This is a genomic window from Lysinibacillus sp. EB271-A1-10B (assembly GCF_058791335.1).
In genome coordinates this window covers 37,962-56,754 of sequence record NZ_JBYTDL010000011.1, presented here as the reverse complement: position 1 = coordinate 56,754, position 18,793 = coordinate 37,962, and the positions used below count along the sequence as shown (strand labels likewise).

Sequence of the window (18,793 nt, the reverse complement as noted above, 5' to 3'; positions counted from 1 at the left end):
TGTAGCACGATAAAAAGCAAAAACCATACCCAAAAGTTTCGGATATGGTTATTTTTTAACGACCTCTTCGCTTAAATTTTAAAACAAAGAAAAGCGCTGCTATTAATAAGGCAAAACAAACAATCATTGTAAGAATTGTATTTTTATCAATAACAGTTTCTTGCTTTAATTGCTCATCGCCTTGGTTAGGCCACATGGGTCCTCCATTTTGGTCAGGTCGTTGCACAGGTTCTCCCTGATTATCGCCATTTTGATTAAATGGAGGGGCTTGTAAAGGATCAAAATCTTCTGGCATTTGATCCAGATCGAAGTTCTCTGGTCTTTGTGTCGGGATGTCCATGTCACCATTTTCGTTTAAATTAGGCATTCCCATATTTTCTTGTGATGCTGTAGTTGCTTCCACAACAAGTTCCCCTGACAGCTGTTTTAAAATAGAGTCAGAGCGTTGTTTTGCAAATTCAGAGAGACTATTTTCTCCTTCTACTGCTTCTATAAACTGTTCTGTTGTAGAGAATTTTGTAGTATCTGCTTCCACATAAGTTGTTAATAGCAATGCTAATTGTTTCGTAATGTTCTTTACGTTATCTTCTGTTAAGTAATTAGTCGCTAGCTCTTCTAAATAAGCTTCGTATTTAGCACGATACTCTTCATTTGAGAGTAAGGCGTTTAATAGCGGCCGCTCCTCTAATGTTGTGCCAGATATAGGTGTAGTCACACTAAAGTTAATAGCACTATCTGCCATCAAATTGCTAGACATTTCAAACCCCATATTGAGTCCACCCTGATTCTGGTCACCATTTGGCTGTCTTCCTTGCTGTTGTTGCTTAACATTATTTGATCTATCTGATTTCTCATTCGTCTGTGTATTATCTAGCGTTTTTATATCAGCATTGGGCCGGATTTTATTATTGTCACCCATTCGACCGCCTCCAACACCAAAGCCACCAAAGGACATATTATAATCCCAAGGGATAATCGAAAACACACCACCGTTCTCATACAAATAGTAGTTGTGTTTCATATTTCCTTGGTAACTATCCAGATTTACAAGTGCTGTATTCACAGCAAAATAACGTAGCATTTCATCGACATCAATATATTTTTCTATATTATCGCCATTATTAATCGCTTCAATCATCTCAATAAATTTGGATTGATCAATATTGCCTTCGTTCGTTTTTAAGCCTATTCCCGTATAATCAGCTATATTATCACTAATATATTTTAAATCACTACCTGTTCCATCTGGCTTAAATAAAAATCCATCATTAGAACCGTAATTATTAGCTAGGAAAGTTTCATCTACAGCTTCTACCCCTAAAAATAGCCCACGCTCTTCCCCATTTACAGTTACGTTCATATATGAATGGGCTGGTGTTGGTAGCCCCATCTGTTCCATGAGCTCATAAGAAATATATTCTCGCATTAATGTTGAGTCACTGTAATTATTGTTTAAATTAATCTTTTTTAAGCCATATAAGCTTTGTGTATCATCGTAATAATCGAAATCAATTTTTAAACTATAGCGATCTGAGTCGCTCGCAACTACTGAACGCAATGATAAGTTTCCTTTTGTGCGAATTGCTACATTTTCTATTTTCTTACCATTTACCGTAATATTCGCCTTCTTTAGCTCCTCTGCTGCCGCATTTTCTAGCATGTCCGCCCAATCTTCTTCGGCTATTTCAATATCTACCGTCGTTACCTTATTCTTATTAAACACAATGGTCTCATAGGAAAACTCGGTATTTTTCGTTTCAATGCCTACGTTTGGAAGCACAGCATACATCATGACAAAGAGAAGTAGAAGAATCGCCATACAAAAATAGACAACCCTTGTTTTAATCATTTATTGCACCTCTCTTCACTCTAGAGTGGTTACTAAGCAGTGAAATTACCATCATAACTAAGCATTACTGCAGATTTTACTCCAGGTACTTTTGTAAGATTGTCCATCAATTTTGCATCATTTTGTTTAACACGAATTTCATAGGTTGTTTCAATCTCCTCATCCGACATAATGGATTTTGATTTTAAAGCAAATTTTTTAGATTGTGCCGCAATAATGCGCTCCACTTCTTCACAAGCAAAGTCTTCTTCAAATTTCACAATTAATAAATACGGATTTTCCACAGTAATTTTGTTTACAAACACTAGTAGTACAAGACCGATTAAAACTGCGCCAATAATAACAAGCGGAATAAATCCTGCTCCACAAAGAATCCCAGAAACTATTGCCCAGAAAATATAGACTAAATCCATCGGGTCTTTAATAGGTGTACGGAAACGCACGATCGATAGCGCACCAACCATACCTAGTGATAACAGGACGTTTGAACTTATCCCCATAATTACTAGAGCTGTTGCCATTGTCATAATGAGCAACGAAATATTGAAGGAATGAGAGTAAATTACTCCATTAAAGGTTTTCTTGTAAACTGCATAAATAAAAAGCCCGACAAAAAAAGCTACAACTAATCCAATCATTGAATCTATTAATGAAAATGATGTTGTTTTCTCTAAAAAGTTAGATTTAAAAATATCATTAAATTTTATTGTATCCATTGTTCAATTCTCCTTTATTAGCCGTACATGCGACTAAGCTGATATTTTGAATATGCCTCAGCACGTGTATCTACTGATTGAAGTAAGTATTTAATAAGATCCGGCAAGTACTCATCATATTTCACTTCTAAAATAACTAAGTTTGGCTCAAGTACATCCACCATCGGCAGTTTTGGATGAAACATATCTGTATTGCGGAGACTTGACTGTACCTTACTATCGAAAGTGACACGCACATTTCCAAAGGGATAGATGTAAGCCTCACGCTCGTAATCGACAACTGTCATCGGTTTCAATTGGTGATACTTCATTTCCTGATATAAATCTTGAATTAACGCTCGTTTGTCTTCCTCCATCCAAGCGATATCCCCAACGCGCATTTTTTCAAATTCCTTTTGAGATATGGCACATTTCGTTTTATACGTTACATTATTACGTTTACTTTTCCGCTCCAAATTTATAATCGCTGTGGACTTACCATACATTCGTACTCGATATTTATCTCGATTGATAAAACCCTCTTTTTTCTCATTTAGAACCTTGTTTGCAAAATTATCAAAGTATGTGCTGCGAATTAAATACTTACCATTCAACCCAGCATGCTTGTCTAACTGCATCACATGCCGAAGTTTAGTTTTTAATAATGCATAGTCCAGATAGGAGATTGCCTGTTTAATCTCCTTTCGACCGTTAGGATTAAACGAAGTAAGAGTAGGCATATAGTTCACTCCTTACATTTTTTCAATTTTGTATTGCTCTTGCTTTTCAGCTAACCAAGACGCATACTCTTCATTTATGCGCTCCTCAAGTACCGTTGCATAAACTTCATCTTTTATATCCTCGAATACTGCCTCTTCTGCCGGTACTTTATCGGTTACTTTAATAATGTGATAGCCTTCTGATGTTTGTACGATGTCGCTGATGCTACCCTTTTCAAGGCCAAATGCTACTTCCTCAAACTGCTCCTCCATTTGTCCTCGGCTAATATAGCCTATTTCCCCGCCAGCCTCATTCGTTGTTGTATCAATTGAATATGTTTTTGCTAAATCTGCAAAATCCTCACCTGCTTTTATTTTTGCTAGCACGTCTTTTGCTGTTGTTTCATCCTCCAATAAAATTTGACTGGCTACGACCTCTTCTTTTTGTCCATAGCTATCTTTATTGTCTTCAAAATATTGAGCTACTTCCTCATCTGATATGTCAACGGTTGTAGCAATAACATTTTTCGTAAGTTGATACATGTGAATATTATCCTTCACACTTTGCTCTGTCAGCCCATTTTCCTCTAGTGCTGCTTGTAAAGATTCCTCTCCGCCATACGACTCCGCTAACTCCTCATACTCTCCTTGAATAATGTCCTCAGATACAGAAACGCCCTCTTTTTTCGCCTCTAACTCAACTATTTTATTGATAATGAGTGTATCTAGTACTTCTGTACTGTATTGTTCACGCAATGCGTCATCTAATTCAGTTTGTAAAATCTTTTCACCGTCAACCTTCGCCACATAATCGTTACTCTCACCACATCCAGCTAGTAGCATTAATAACGTAGCAGGTAAGGCGATTATTCGGAAAAACCCTTTGTTTGCGGCCATCCTTGATCCCGTCCTTTCTTTTGGTTTTCTCGTTTACAATGCCTACTATAAAGGTCTAATGTGTCAGTCAGATGTCGGCTTTAACATGCCCTTCAAAGTTTCTTACAAAGAAAAAGCTACCACGCCTTTTAGAGCGTAGTAGCCTTTTTCAATGTTATTTCAAAGCATGTTCCAGATGAATTACTGCCAATTAAGCGTAAATCACCACCTATAGATTGCGCCATCATTTTACTAAGCGATAATCCTAAACCTAATCCACGGACCGCATATTTTTTATTTTCGCCTCTATAAAAACGCTCAAAGATAAATGCTTGATCTTCTTGAGGAATACCGTATCCAGTGTCCCTTACAGTAATTAATACAGCATCCTCTTTTTCCATAAGCACTACGGTAACGATCCCTTCCTGCATAGCCTGCTTTGCATTCGTCAATAAATTCGTAATTATTTGCTGTATTCTTACTACATCAGCCTGTACATCAACGGATTCTGCAAGGTAATCCAGTTGTATTTTTACATTTTCGTCATCTTGCATTACTTCCCACTGTGCTACGGCATCACGTAATAATTGATTAACACTTACTGTTTCAAGCTTCACGGGAATTGCATCTACCGCAAAATGATTAAAAGCTAGTAAATCGCCAACCATTGTTTTCATTTTCATCGTTTCTACTAGTGCCATTTGAATAAATTCACTAGCGTCTTGGCCTGTAACGACACCATCTTTCACTGCCTGCAATAACCCACTAATTGATGTGACTGGTGTTTTTAGCTCATGGGTGACCCCTGCTAATAACTCTGTTCGAGTCTTTTCTAATTGCTCTAGCTTATTCGCCATTTCCTTAAAAGACGTAACGAGCTCATAAATTTCTTCTTCCTTATTATTTTGAGGCAAATCAAATGTATAGTTTCCTTCTTGAACTTGCTTTGCAGCTTCGGCAACTTGTTTTATTGGATGCGCTAAACGTTTTGATAAAAAATAAATAGCCCCCCAACCTAATACGGCAAGTGCTCCAATTAGTAGTGCCAGTTGTCCATATGCTTGATTAACCTTCGTTAAATTGTCTTTCTTCTCTAAAACAAGCACCCAGCCAACTACTTTATTGTCCTTTTCAAGTTTTCGTTTTACGACATATTGGACCAACTCTTGTCCATCATTCGCTGCAGTTATTTTCTTTGTCCCCTCTTCACTATCTAGCAAGCTGGCAACGTTTTTGGCATTCCCCGGTGGCACCGGTCGATTGCTATTTACTATATTCCCTTCCTTATCTACGACATACAAAATGGGGTCAATTTCTCTCATAGTAAACCGTTCACGATTGCCAATAAAACCTGGAATACCGCCCATATGTCCATTGTTTTGACTTGAAAGATCAGTTAGGCGATATACAGTCTCGTCTGCTAAAAATTCCATCAACTCTAGTCGATTTTGAAACGCTGTATGACGAATCCACGCCGCAGAAATCAAAGAGATAATTGCTAAACCTACAAATAGCGTTAATAAATAGCGACTTGTCCAGTAGTTGAGTAAAGATATTCGCTTATTTTTTTTGAACACTTAGCTGATACCCCAATCCACGTAGTGTCTTTATTTCGCCCTCTTCCTCATCCCACTCCTTAAGTACTTTTCTGAGTCGCTTCACAGCTAAATCAACCGCTCTATCGCTACCTTCATATTCCCAGCCCCAAACTTGATCGATCAGTTGATCCCGTGTAAATGTTTGATTTGGGTGTTCTGCTAAAAATAAAAGCACAGATAAATCTCTAGGCGTTAAGACGATTTCTTCTCCCTTAAGTAGCACTCGGTGGGCTTTCATATCAATCTCTAGCTCACCAAAGCGTTTTATTTCTGCAGATTTATGACGTCCTTCAGCTCGTCTTAAAACTGCCTTTACTCTTGCCACTACCTCATCAGCTATAAATGGCTTTGCAATATAATCATCTGCCCCTTGATCAAAACCCTCTAATCGATAATTTACATCACCTAATGCCGTTAGCATGATAACTGGACTAGAGCTACATTCTCTAATTTCCTTTAGAATAAACCAACCGTTTTTTTCTGGTAACATAATATCGAGTAATACTAAATCAGGCTGAACCTTTTGAAACATATCCAATGCCTGTCCACCATTAAAACATTGCATAACATCAAAGCCTACTTTTTTCAAATATGCCTTCAAAACTTGGCTTATTGCATATTCGTCTTCTACTACTAATATTTTTGCCATGTCCTTCACCTCGTTACCAGCTCATTCGTATTTTCATTATATCATCGGTTTATGTCAGTTAAATGTCAGGAACTAGTGCGTCTGTTCATTCTTATAGCGAAGTATATTTCCATGTATGGATCCAACACTTCAAATATCGAGCTATTTACAATTTAAATCTATTGACAATGTCTTCCTAAGACAATTATCATTGATTGCGAATGATAATCATTGATAATTCATTCATATAGTAGATTTTATTAACTAAAAATGATTAGGGGGGAAAAGCATGATTATTGTTACAAATCGTATTCAAGTCAAACCGGGATTTGCTGCAAAAATGGCACCGAACTTTACAAAACCAGGTCCTCTACAACAGTTTGAAGGCTTCCATAAAGTAGAGGTACTAATTTCAACTGATGATCCGACTTATGACGAAATGAGCGTCAATATGTACTGGGAGACGAAGGAGCATTTCCAAGCTTGGCGTAATAGCGATGCATTCGCTGCGGCACATCACCGTCCTGGACAAAGCTCTGAGGGTGGAAAACCTGAAAACAGTCCAATGATCGGTAGCAAAATAGTTATAGCTGAATTAGCTTCTTCAATTGAAGCATTACGCTAACTTTTAATTTGTATCTCCTATCCTCACTATTACCGAGGAAGCGGGATAATAACTAACATATCTTCTGATTCTATCTAAAAAAAACCTGCATTTTTAAAAATGCAGGTTTTTTAATACTTTATCGCATGAAAATAACTAAAACATATCCAAGTATTGATAAACAAACCGAACCGATTAGTCCGGCAATAAACGCCTTTACACCTAATTGTTTAAATGTTTTTATGTCTACATTTAAACCTAGTCCGGCCATCGCCATCCCTATTAAAATATAAGCGGTATTTACAAATGTTTGCGCTACATTAGCTGGTACAATCCCTAACGAATTAATAGCACTCATCGCTAAAAATCCGAGAATAAACCATGGAATGATCGACAATGAAAATCCTTCCTTTTCCTGCCTCTTGTCAATTCTCCGATATAAAATACCGATGACAATGGCTACTGGTACAAGCAATGCGACACGTGTTAGCTTCACAATAACCGCCATATCAATTGCTTCATTCCCACCAGCAGAGGCTGCCGCAATAACATGAGCAATTTCATGTAAAGTGCCTCCCGCAAAAATACCATATTCAGTAGGAGTTAAGTTAAATACTGAGTATAACACCGTATAGACTAATGTGAATACAGTCCCTAATAATGCAACAATCGCTGCGCCCACTGCTGTCTCTTTTTCATTTGCTTTAATTTGAGGAGCAATAGCAACGACGGCAGCAGCTCCACAAATAGCTGTGCCACAAGCTGTTAATATGCCGAGCTTCTTATCGACATGAAATACCTTCGTTAAGCCATATACAACCAGCAAAGCAAATACTAGATTAATAAACGCAATAAGGAAGACACTCGTTCCAGCATTGTAAATATCCATTAAATTCAAACGCATACCTAATAAAATAATGCCGAGGCGTAATAATTTTTTACTTGAAAATGTGATGCCTGTTTGCCATGAATCCTGCACCTTAAAGGTTGCTCTCCAAGCCATACCTAATATAATGGCAATGACAAGCTGCCCTAATATTGAGAAGAACGGAAATGTCGAAATATACTTCGCCACTAAGGCAATAATGAGTGTCAACAATATCCCCTTCATAAACGCTGGGGCCAGGAAACTTTTTAACCTACGTTGGCCATTATCCATGTTGTTCACTTCTTTCATCCTTGATGATTATTACTTTATTAGAAAGTTAATCATCAGTAAAATACATATATATAATGGCAATTATTAATATTTCTAATGATAGGAGTGATGATATGCAGTACGATGCTTTAAAAACGTTTATCACACTGGTGGAGATCAATAATTTTACGAAAGCCTCCGAAATACTTCATATTTCACAGCCGAGTGTCAGTTTACACATTAAAAACTTAGAACGAGAATTTCAAACGACCTTGTTTATCCGTTCACCAAAATCTGTACAAATTACCCCAACTGGAGAAATTTTATATAAACGAGCTAAACAGATGCTGGCCATTGCGGAAGCAGCAAAGGAAGATATTTTAACCTATCATCATGAAATTCAAGGGACGCTTGTGATTGGGGCTAGTTTTACAATTGGCGAATATATTTTGCCTCCTATTATAGCTAGCTTACAACAGCAATTCCCTCAGTTAGAGCTTCAAGTTATTATTGGCAATACGAAAGAAATCATTCAATATACAAAATTGTTACAAGTCGATATCGGTCTTATTGAAGGACAGGCACATGACCATGAACTTATTATTCATCCGTTTATGCAAGATGAATTATTTATTGTCAGTGCGAGTAATCACCCTCTTGCAAAGGTACCAACTATTACGGTTGCGGACTTACAGCAGCAAAATTGGGTTGCACGTGAAGATGGCTCTGGCACACGTTATTACTTAGATCATTTATTTAGAGCAAACGGGCTCCAAGTACGTTCACTTCTTACTATTAGTAGTAATCAAGGTGTGAAAGAAAGCGTGATTCAAGGGCTTGGACTTTCATTACTGTCCGCTAGTGTCATTGAGCGTGAATTAAAAAATAATGATATAAAAATCTTACCTCTCGAAAATCAACATTTTACACGAACATTTTCTTATTTGTACTCACCTACAATGAAAAACAAACGCAATGTTGACACTCTTATAGAGGCATTATTAAAGAAAGCTTAGCGACTAGTAATTCGCTAAGCTTCTTGTTGTTGAAAAGCTATTATGTGTCGAAGGAAATATACTATGTGAGGTCTCACTTTAAAGTTCTTGGGTTTATACGTTTACGCTCCTGCTTTTGCTCAATAATTTCTACGAATTTCAACGCTGCTCGAGATAAAGGCACACTTTTCAAATAACACATGCCAATGCTTCGTGTTGGAATACTTTCTGTTAATGTTAACTCATATAAAAGGCCTCGTTGCAAATAATCCTTCGAAAATTCTTTCGTTACACAGGCAATCCCTAAATTACTTCGTGCAAATTCAAGCACTAGATCATGTGAACCAAGCTCAAACTCAGGTTCAATGTGGATTCCTCTTGCAAATAAGTAATCTTCTACGTACTTTCTTGAATTTGATTTTTTCTCTAAAAAAATAAGTGGAAATTTTAGCAAATCCTCAAAGCTTATACTTTTTGAAGCCAACGTTTTGTACTTCTCACCACATACAAAAATATCTTGAACCTCCGTGCAAGTGGTTAACTGTAATGTCGGATCTTCTATCGGAAAATTACAAAGTCCTATATCAACCTCACCAGATTTAATAAAATTACAAATTTCCGAAGTCGTTCCATTTAACATTTGTAATTTTATATTTGGGTACATCGTATGAAACGCCTCTAGATAAGGCATTAAAAAGAAACGAGAAATTGTATCCCCTACCCCAATTTTCAACTGACCTGTTGTTAAATTTTTAAATTCCAGCAGCTTCTCCTCGCCAGCATCTAAAAGGCCTAATGCTGAATTTGTATATTCATACAGAAGGCTGCCCTCAGTTGTTAACGTCACCCCTTTAGGTGTGCGGTTAAAAAGACGTGTGCCGAGCTCCTTTTCTAATTGCATCATAGCTTGGCTAACAGCTGGTTGAGTCATATATAAATCTTTAGCAGCACTTGAAAAGCTATTGTTTTTAGCAACAATACTAAAAACTCGATATAAATCTAATTTCCCTATCATATAAGCACCTCTTATAGCTATTATACGAACTATTAATTTTACTTATATCATTAAAGAGGCGTATAGTAAAACCATATTGATTTAATTTCACAATATTTAACTTTTTTCAGTAGGCGAAAAAGAATCGGCAAGGAGTTTTTTATGAAACACAGCCGGTTCCAGACGTAATTATGCCGAGGCATACTATTAATCATACATTTATCTATTAATAAGGAGAGATTATTTTGGAACGTGTAGTTGGTACAGTAGTAAGAGGTCTTCGTGGTCCAATTATTAACGAAGGCGATAATATTGAGCAAATTGTTGTTGATACAGTATTAAACGCAGCAAAGACTGAAGGCTATTCAATTGAAGATCGCGACATCGTCACAGTAACAGAATCTGTCGTAGCGCGTGCACAAGGTAACTATGCATCCATCGATGACATCGCAGCGGACGTAGCTGCTAAATTTGGTGATGATACTGTTGGTGTTATTTTTCCAATCCTAAGCCGCAATCGCTTCGCTAACTGCTTACGCGGTATTGCAAAAGGTGTAAAAAAAGTTGTTCTTATGCTTAGCTATCCATCTGATGAAGTTGGGAACCACCTAGTTGATATCGATGAGCTAGATGTAAAAGGGATTAATCCTTGGACAGATACTTTAACTGAGGCTGAATTCCGTGAGCATTTCGGCTATAAAAAACATACATTTACAGGCGTAGATTATATTGAATATTATAAAGAACTAATCGAAGCTGAAGGCGCGTCTTGTGAAGTTATCTTTTCAAACAACCCAAAAACAATTTTAGATTTTACGAAGAGCGTTTTAACATGTGATATTCATACACGTTTACGTACAAAACGTATTTTAACGGCAAATGGTGCTGAAAAAGTATACAGTCTTGATAATATTTTATCTGAGCCTAATAACGACTCTGGCTTTAATGCCGAATATGGTCTACTTGGTTCAAATAAAGCTACTGAAGATAGCGTAAAATTATTCCCACATACTTGCCAACCAATCGTTGATGGCATCCAAGCAAAGATCAAAGAAGCTACTGGTAAAACAGTTGAAGTAATGGTTTACGGTGATGGTGCTTTTAAAGATCCTGTGGGCAAGATTTGGGAGTTAGCTGACCCTGTTGTTTCTCCAGCTTTCACAGCCGGATTAGATGGCACACCAAACGAAGTAAAACTAAAATACTTAGCAGATAACGATTTTTCAGAGCTTCGCGGCGAAGAATTAAAAGCAGCAATTTCTGAGTATATCCAAAACAAAGATGAAGATTTAACTGGGCAAATGGCCGCTCAAGGTACAACGCCTCGTCGTTTAACAGACTTAATCGGCTCTCTTTCAGATTTAACTTCAGGTTCAGGCGACAAAGGAACACCGATGATTTATATCCAAGGTTATTTCGATAACTATACAAAATAACAGCTACAAAAATGAACTCCCATTATCGTTTGGGCGTTCATTTTTTATATAGTATGCCATTTTATTTTATGCGGATAACAGAAATCGAACCTATGGATCCCTATTCTCTAAAGAGACACACTGCCACCGTTTACTTCCTCATATATATTATATATTTTCTGTTTGTTTTACTTCCCTTTTCACATCATACTTATTTCAAATGATTTGGAGTCTCTTTTTCGTTTAGCCAACGTTCACTTGTTCGAACTTGATCCTTTCTCACAAACTTTTCTAAGTTCTATCAAAAATCAGCATATTGGACTGTTTTCATTCATATATATATATAAAGCTCCTCTTTGGTGCGTCGACTTTGGATATTACTCTTTTGAGAATTCATACAAGCTCCCTTCGTGCGCAATATGAACCTTTCCATCCCCTCCCCCAGTATTGGAAACTCTATATTCCTGCTCATTTCCCCCATTATTACTATCGAATCCCCTCTCTCTATTTATTGTTTTTTTGATAATAACATCATATTTCTTTCATCAAAATCACAACATCAATTTTACTAAAAAACATACATTTTACCTATATTAAATACCCCTCATCCCCGTTCGATATTTGTCACATCAACAATCACAAATTGACCTTTAGCCACATTCAAACGCTCACACAAAACATAGAATACCATTCGTAATTTCTATCTTGCAGCACCTCCAAAAAACTCTTAACGTATAGCATCCCTTGAAAGAATATGTGTGTTTTCGCTTTTCGTTAGCCCCTTAACAAACGTACTCTCCCCACATTCAGGTACCAAACTGTAAATATCACCTTCATTTTTCGCCCCCACCAAATGTCTATATCATTTACAAAAGCTCTTTTTCTGGGATTAACGACTATTCTTCTTACTTATCAATATTAATCATCAAGTTAACTTTAAAATACCGAGAATAATTTCCGATGATCTAAATGATATAGAAGGAACACTAGGTAATCACCATAACGAGGTTGATTCCCATTTCGACTAAGCGCTTTTCTATAGGGCATCCTATAAGCCACTTTAGTCATAACGCTCGCTCCATAGTCTTATCTGTGACGTTGAACCCCACGGGGGTCGAATAACCTCACTCAACTTATATACATAATTTCATACCAAAATTTAGGAGCATATTCATAAAAGTAACTCCTTTTCAAATAGATAAATACGGATACAAAAAAGACTGCCCCAACTTTTTCGGAGCAGTCTTTTTGTTAAAAATCTGATTTTCTTTTATAATTTTATTATATCATAAATTTACCAAAATTACTAGACTATACTTCTTTCCTAACTAGCTGTATGATAAATTTCCCGATTCTAAATAATCCATATTGAAAGGAATGTGAGTAACATTGGAAAAGCAATATGAACGGACAGAAGAAAATCAGTATCTTGTTCTTTGTTTAAATACAGTTGGTCACAAAAAGGAGGAGTTACTACAAAAGGAAAAGGATGTTAGAAACAATGTTTTAACATTAAAGAAAACCTTTTGGGATGACGTCAGAGTGAATTTAGATACTCCTGAGGATATAGACGAAACTTATTATGCTATTAAACAACAGGCGGAGCTCTTATCCGATTCTCAACATGCTCAGCAACGTGCCATCAAGGATGTAAAAACTTATGACCGTTTACTGCAATCCCCCTATTTTGCTCGCATTGATTTTTTACAGGATGGGCAAAACGAACCTTTAAAGATTTATATCGGTGTAGCAACCTTAATGGATGAAGAGAATGAAAACATACTAATTTATGATTGGCGAGCCCCTATATCAAGTATGTATTATGATTACACCCCTGGCCCAGCCACTTATGAAACGGCGACCGACGGCATTCAAGGTGAGATGCTTTTAAAGCGGCAATTTATCATTAAGAATGGTCAATTGCAATCGATGTTTAATACAGGATTAACAATTGGTGATGACTTATTACTCGATATTCTCGCTCAAAATGCAAATGAACATATCCGCAGCATCGTAGCAACGATTCAAGCCGAACAAAATAAAATTATTCGACATGTTAACACGCCTTATCTCATCGTAGAGGGTGTCGCGGGTAGTGGAAAAACAGCTGTTGCTCTCCAACGTGTTGCTTATTTGTTGTATCATTATCGAGACCAAATTACTGCTGATCAAATTTTATTGATTACACCAAATCAGCTCTTTAATCAATATGTCCATACCGTTTTACCGGATTTAGGTGAAGATAATATGCAGCAATTAACCTTCTCCGAATATGCAACAAAACGTTTAGGTCGACAGTTCCAATTGGAATATCCTTACGAGCAATTGGAGTCAATTTTAACAGAGAAAGATGACTTGCTCTACCAAACGAAGCTTACTACTATTTCTTTCAAAGCTAGCCTCCAATATCGAGAATTGATGGACAAATATATAGAGTACCTTGCCAATGACGGTTTGCTATTTAAAAACATTGTTTTTCGAGGAGAAAGAATTATTACAGCGCAAAAAATTGCTGAGTATTTTTATTCGTTCAATGCGACAATTCCCATCCCAAATCGACTGCAGTTAGTGAAAGAATGGTTGTTACAACAATTATCGAAAATTGAAAAGACAGAACGGACGAAAGAATGGGTAGAAGAAGCTAGTGAATTGTTAGACATTGAAGAATATACAAAAACCTATAGTGATCTTTTACACGAAGGTCGCTTTTCAGAAAACTCCTTTGATGATTTTGAGCAAGAGCGCAAAAAAATAGCCATCCAAATTGTCAAAAAACAGCTCAAGCCACTTCGTCAATCTGTGAAACAATTAAAGTTCGTTCATTTGTTAGGCATTTATCGTCAACTGTTTGATATGAACAATACTATTCATCAGCAATTACAGAACTTTTTACCCGACCATTGGGAAGAAATCTGTCAACAAACGCTCCCTAATTTAACAAAGCGCATTATTTCATATGAAGATGCCGCTCCATTTTTATATTTGCAGGACAAAATAGAAGGTCAACGAACAAATACGATGATTCGTCATGTTTTAGTTGATGAAGCACAAGACTATTCTCCATTTCAGCTATTTGTATTACAACAATTATTCCCACGTGCACGTATGACTATATTAGGAGATGGACATCAAACTATCCATCCTCATACCTTTAAAAACCCTTCACTGCTGACGCCACAATTGTATGGTGAACAAGCAGAAAAAATAATATTAACGAAAAGTTATCGCTCAACAAAACAAATTATTCACCTTACTTCAAAGATTTTACATGAGGACGCAAAAGTAGAGGCCTTTAATCGAACTGGTCCCGAACCGACTATCACGATTGTTTCGAATGAAATAGATTTAATCGAACAGCTTGTCGAAAAGATTAACAGCTTGTCCCTAAATTTTGAAACAATTGCAGTCATCTGTAAAACAGAGCAAGAGTGTACGAAGGTTTTTGATCAAATGAAAGACCAAGTAGATATTCAGCTCATTACCCATCATACAAATCAATTTAAAAAAGGTATTTTACTGTTGCCTGCTTATATGGCAAAAGGAATTGAATTCGACGCTGTCTTAATATACAATGCTTCCGCAGCTACTTATTCTAGAGAAACAGAACGTAATTATTTCTACACAGCTTGTACACGAGCTATGCACGAATTGCATATCTATTCCATTAATGAGTTAACACATTTTTTAAAGCTTTAACTTATTTCAGCGAAGTTCCCAGGTGGTGAGATAAATGCGGATTTAAGCTACTTTTCGGGTGTCCAAACATCAGCTGAAATAGAGGAACTCAGTCTAAGGACACCACGTCCTATGGCATTACCGAAATGACCGACATCGTGTCGTCCCTCGTGTTGTTGTTGTTGCTGTCGCTTCGCTTTCGCACAGACAAAAACATGTTGCTGTCGCTTCGCTTTCGCACAGACAAAACATGTTGCTGTCGCTTCGCTTTCGCACAGACAAAAACATGTTGCTGTCGCTTCGCTTTCGCACAAAAAACATCTGCAGGCCTAAGCACAAAGCCGACTCCGGACGCTATTATGCCAAAGCATAATTGATTTTCTATAAAGAAGAGAATCTGCCCGCTTCAATTGAAGGCTAGCAGATTCTCTTTTTTAAATATAGTAATTATAATCCTCAGGAATAACACGTTTTAAGAATTTCTTCGTGCGCTCCTCTTTCGGATTAACAAATATATCATGAGGGCTTCCTTCTTCTACAACGACACCACCGTCCATAAAAATTACTCGGTTGGCTACGTCTTTTGCAAAGCCCATTTCATGTGTGACAACAAGCATCGTCGTCCCTTCCGCTGCAATGTTTTTCATAACCTGAAGGACTTCTCCTACTAGCTCTGGGTCAAGTGCAGAAGTCGGTTCATCAAATAAAATAATATCAGGGTTCAACGCTACGGCCCGGGCAATACCAACTCGTTGTTGCTGGCCTCCAGACAATTGACTTGGATAGGCATCATATTTTTCTGATAAACCTACTTTATCAAGCGCTTTTCTACCAATATCAATGGCTTCGGCCTTGGGAATTTTACGTCCTATAATAAGCCCTTCTGTCACATTTTCTAGCGCTGTTTTATTCGTAAAAAGATTATAGTTTTGGAATACAAAGGCTACACGTTGTCGAATAGAATGTACATCCTTCTTCTTCATATTTTGAAAATCTACTTGGATATCGCCAAATGTCGCATGTCCTTGGTCGGCTGTCTCTAAAAAGTTAATGCAACGTAATAATGTTGTTTTTCCTGAGCCGCTGGGACCTAAAATAACGACAACATCTCCTTTATCAATGGCTAAATCGACACCCTTTAAAATTTCATTGCTACCAAATGATTTATGGATATTCTTAATTTCTAACATACTCGTTCACCCCTTAGGCTTTTGCCACTTTGAATTTACTTAAATGTTTTTCATATCGTTTAAAAATGTATTCGACCGTACTACATAAAATTAAGTACACAATGAAAATATCAATATATGCTTCCACGTAATTGTAGCCAACATTGGCAGCTACTTTAGCTTTTAATGTAATTTCAGGTAAGGACATTGCATAGCCTAAAGACGTCGCTTTAATGAGATTGACTGTGGCTGTACAAATATTCGGCATCGCTACTACTAAAGCCTGCGGAATAATAATACGGCGATAAGCTTGAAATGTTGTTAAGCCTACTGCTTGAGCCGCCTCTAGCTGACCTTTATCAATCGTACTTAAAGCAGAACGAAATACTTCTATTAAAATTGCCGTCGTACTAAATGCGAAGACAATAAATGCATACCAGATCGGATTGATTTTATAAATATCATAGGCAATATTATATTTTTCAAAAATAATTTTAAGTAGTAATGGAATACTACTATAAATAATAAAGATTTGAATGATTATTGGTGTACCTCGGACAAAGGAGACATATACCTTTGCTAAATAATGGATCACCGGGATTTTATTGATCCGTGTTAGTGCTAGTAGGAAGCCTAGTGGTAAAGCAACAAGCATAGCAACAATTGTCACAAGGAGTGCGATAGGTACACCTGATAATGCAACAAAAAATGTTTCAACTAAAAATTGATAATTCACAGTTACGCCTCCTTACGTTGTTTCTAATGTCTTTTTCCCCTTACCAAAAAACTTTTCTAGCATAGAGAAGAATTTTTCGATAATAATCGACAACACCCAATAAACAATGGCTAAAGCGATATATATTTCTAATGCATGTGCATTAATATTACTTGCGATAATTAAATTTGCCTTACCGACAATATCAATTAAGCCGATTGTATAAGCGAGCGCTCCTTCTTGTAATAACGCAATCATTCCATTCCCAAAGTTCGGTAAAGCAATAACGAGTGCCTGCGGGAAAATAATACGGCGATAAGCTTGGAATGGCGTTAATCCTACACTAACAGCCGCTTCAAATTGCCCTTTATCAATCGCTAAATAAGCAGAACGAATAACCTCTGACATAATCGCTGCAAACTGTAAAGTGAACGTTACGACTACGAAAATGGCTGTTTCAATTGAATGGAGATTTATGCCGAAGTTTTCCGCTAACGCTGGAACACCATAATAGACCAGGAATAATAAGACGATAGATGGTGTACAACGCATAATCGTTGTATATAAGTTTGCTAATTTTCGCAGCAATTTTATTGAACTTAACTTGGCAGCCGCTAATAGTAAGCCAAATATTGTGCCTAGTACAATGGAAGATCCTGCGACTAGGAAGGTCACTTTTAAAAACGGCAATAATACAGGAATTGAGTTCCAAATGTATGATGCATCAAAATACTTCTCCATTTCCTCACCAACTTCTATATTTATAAGATTCTATTTCTATGAATAAAGACTGCTGAGTATACTGACTCAACAGCCTTTTATTTGGTAGTAGCCGCTACCGCCTATTAGCGCTTCACGGTTTCTAACACTTCAAATAAATCTCGACCGTAAAACTTAGTGCTTAATTCATTTGTTTTCTTTTGCTCTTTAATTTTTGCTATAGCTTTATCGTAAGCATCTGCAAATTCTTGTTCCTTTTTATTGAATAACGGCCATGTTTTAATAACGGAAAATTCGTTGTAAACTACGTCATCCTTTAAATTATGATAGGGGCCATCTTCTGCTAAAACTTGTTGTTTAAATGGACCTTCAATCATGACACCGCCATCGACACGTTTTTCATTTACCCATTGCACAACATCGACAGTGAACGCATCTCCAGCCTGTAATTTTACTTTATTGTCTGGATTGGCTTTATTATATTCATCAATAATTGTATATTGAGCATTATTCGCAGCAATTGGTGCTAATGAATAATCTTTTTTTGCAAAGTCGGCTAATGTTTTTACACCTTCATCCTCTTTACGTAATACTAAACCCGCACTACTTAAGCCTAAAAATTCTTTAGGGAAAATAAACTTTTCCGTACGCTCTTGCGTAAAGAAGGCATTTTTTATTCCAACTTGATATTTCCCTTGCTCAACACCAATTAATAAATCATCACTAGTCGTGCCTACAAATTCAAACTTATAGTCAGGTAACTGTTCATCCACTAGCTTCATGACTTCCACATCGTAGCCAGTCGGATTTCCGTTATCATCTAGATAACTAATTGGCTTAGACGCTTGGTCAAATGCAACCTTCACTGTACGTACTTTCCCGCCATCCTCTGAATCTTTATCTGAAGCTTCACCTGAATTACAGCCTGCTAAAATAGCCAGTGAAGCCAACCCGATTGCGGCCAATTGGAAAATCTTTTTCTTTTGTTTAAACATATGTCATT

General features: G+C 36.9%; 16 protein-coding genes. 4 read left to right on the top strand and 12 right to left on the bottom strand.

Annotation, left to right across the window (positions count from 1 at the left end; all coding sequences use genetic code 11):
• Positions 1-55 precede the first annotated feature (55 nt).
• The 6 genes from AC3WSK_RS15170 to AC3WSK_RS15145 form a co-directional block, all read right to left on the bottom strand.
• A complete protein-coding gene (locus AC3WSK_RS15170; protein WP_492414210.1) occupies positions 56-1,849 on the bottom strand; it encodes a CotH kinase family protein in 1,794 nt (597 codons plus the stop codon).
• A gap of 32 nt (positions 1,850-1,881) precedes the next feature.
• Positions 1,882-2,565 (bottom strand): DUF4956 domain-containing protein, encoded by a 684-nt coding sequence (locus AC3WSK_RS15165; RefSeq protein ID WP_079562417.1) that lies wholly within the window; start codon positions 2,563-2,565, stop codon positions 1,882-1,884.
• A 17-nt stretch (positions 2,566-2,582) separates the two neighbouring features.
• Positions 2,583-3,284 (bottom strand): polyphosphate polymerase domain-containing protein, encoded by a 702-nt coding sequence (locus AC3WSK_RS15160; RefSeq protein ID WP_492414209.1) that lies wholly within the window; start codon positions 3,282-3,284, stop codon positions 2,583-2,585.
• Positions 3,285-3,296: 12 nt separating this feature from the next.
• On the bottom strand, positions 3,297-4,160 hold the full coding sequence (locus AC3WSK_RS15155; protein ID WP_492414208.1) for a peptidylprolyl isomerase: 864 nt from the start codon (positions 4,158-4,160) through the stop codon (positions 3,297-3,299).
• A gap of 128 nt (positions 4,161-4,288) precedes the next feature.
• On the bottom strand, positions 4,289-5,716 hold the full coding sequence (locus tag AC3WSK_RS15150) for a sensor histidine kinase (RefSeq protein ID WP_492414207.1): 1,428 nt from the start codon (positions 5,714-5,716) through the stop codon (positions 4,289-4,291).
• On the bottom strand, positions 5,700-6,386 hold the full coding sequence (locus AC3WSK_RS15145) for a response regulator transcription factor (RefSeq protein ID WP_079562421.1): 687 nt from the start codon (positions 6,384-6,386) through the stop codon (positions 5,700-5,702). The genes AC3WSK_RS15150 and AC3WSK_RS15145 overlap by 17 nt, the downstream gene beginning before the upstream one ends.
• 268 nt (positions 6,387-6,654) lie before the next feature.
• Between AC3WSK_RS15145 and AC3WSK_RS15140 the strand changes: the two genes are divergently transcribed.
• Positions 6,655-6,990: a heme oxygenase gene (locus AC3WSK_RS15140; RefSeq protein ID WP_079562422.1), complete on the top strand. Its 336-nt coding sequence runs from the start codon at positions 6,655-6,657 to the stop codon at positions 6,988-6,990.
• A gap of 118 nt (positions 6,991-7,108) precedes the next feature.
• Here AC3WSK_RS15140 and AC3WSK_RS15135 read toward each other — a convergent pair whose 3' ends face one another.
• Positions 7,109-8,128: a YeiH family protein gene (locus AC3WSK_RS15135; RefSeq protein ID WP_079562423.1), complete on the bottom strand. Its 1,020-nt coding sequence runs from the start codon at positions 8,126-8,128 to the stop codon at positions 7,109-7,111.
• Between the two features lie 113 nt (positions 8,129-8,241).
• Here AC3WSK_RS15135 and AC3WSK_RS15130 point away from each other — a divergent pair, with 113 nt between their 5' ends.
• On the top strand, positions 8,242-9,123 hold the full coding sequence (locus tag AC3WSK_RS15130; RefSeq protein WP_079562424.1) for a LysR family transcriptional regulator: 882 nt from the start codon (positions 8,242-8,244) through the stop codon (positions 9,121-9,123).
• Positions 9,124-9,196: 73 nt separating this feature from the next.
• On the opposite strand, the gene AC3WSK_RS15125 is transcribed toward AC3WSK_RS15130, so the two are convergent.
• Positions 9,197-10,117, bottom strand: a complete 921-nt coding sequence (locus AC3WSK_RS15125; RefSeq protein ID WP_079562425.1) for a LysR family transcriptional regulator — start codon at positions 10,115-10,117, stop codon at positions 9,197-9,199.
• Between the two features lie 224 nt (positions 10,118-10,341).
• Between AC3WSK_RS15125 and AC3WSK_RS15120 the strand changes: the two genes are divergently transcribed.
• Positions 10,342-11,532, top strand: a complete 1,191-nt coding sequence (locus AC3WSK_RS15120) for a coenzyme F420-0:L-glutamate ligase (RefSeq protein ID WP_079562426.1) — start codon at positions 10,342-10,344, stop codon at positions 11,530-11,532.
• Positions 11,533-12,900: 1,368 nt separating this feature from the next.
• Positions 12,901-15,207, top strand: a complete 2,307-nt coding sequence (gene helD / locus AC3WSK_RS15115) for an RNA polymerase recycling motor HelD (protein WP_492414206.1) — start codon at positions 12,901-12,903, stop codon at positions 15,205-15,207.
• A 413-nt stretch (positions 15,208-15,620) separates the two neighbouring features.
• Here the strand turns inward: helD and AC3WSK_RS15110 are convergent, their stop codons facing one another.
• The 4 genes from AC3WSK_RS15110 to AC3WSK_RS15095 form a co-directional block, all read right to left on the bottom strand.
• A complete protein-coding gene (locus AC3WSK_RS15110; RefSeq protein ID WP_079562428.1) occupies positions 15,621-16,376 on the bottom strand; it encodes an amino acid ABC transporter ATP-binding protein in 756 nt (251 codons plus the stop codon).
• A 13-nt stretch (positions 16,377-16,389) separates the two neighbouring features.
• Complete coding sequence (locus AC3WSK_RS15105; RefSeq protein ID WP_492414205.1) at positions 16,390-17,091, bottom strand: amino acid ABC transporter permease; 702 nt, start codon at positions 17,089-17,091, stop codon at positions 16,390-16,392.
• Positions 17,092-17,103: 12 nt separating this feature from the next.
• Positions 17,104-17,811 (bottom strand): amino acid ABC transporter permease, encoded by a 708-nt coding sequence (locus AC3WSK_RS15100; protein WP_079562430.1) that lies wholly within the window; start codon positions 17,809-17,811, stop codon positions 17,104-17,106.
• A 104-nt stretch (positions 17,812-17,915) separates the two neighbouring features.
• Positions 17,916-18,785, bottom strand: a complete 870-nt coding sequence (locus AC3WSK_RS15095; protein ID WP_427483855.1) for a transporter substrate-binding domain-containing protein — start codon at positions 18,783-18,785, stop codon at positions 17,916-17,918.
• Positions 18,786-18,793: the final 8 nt, after the last annotated feature.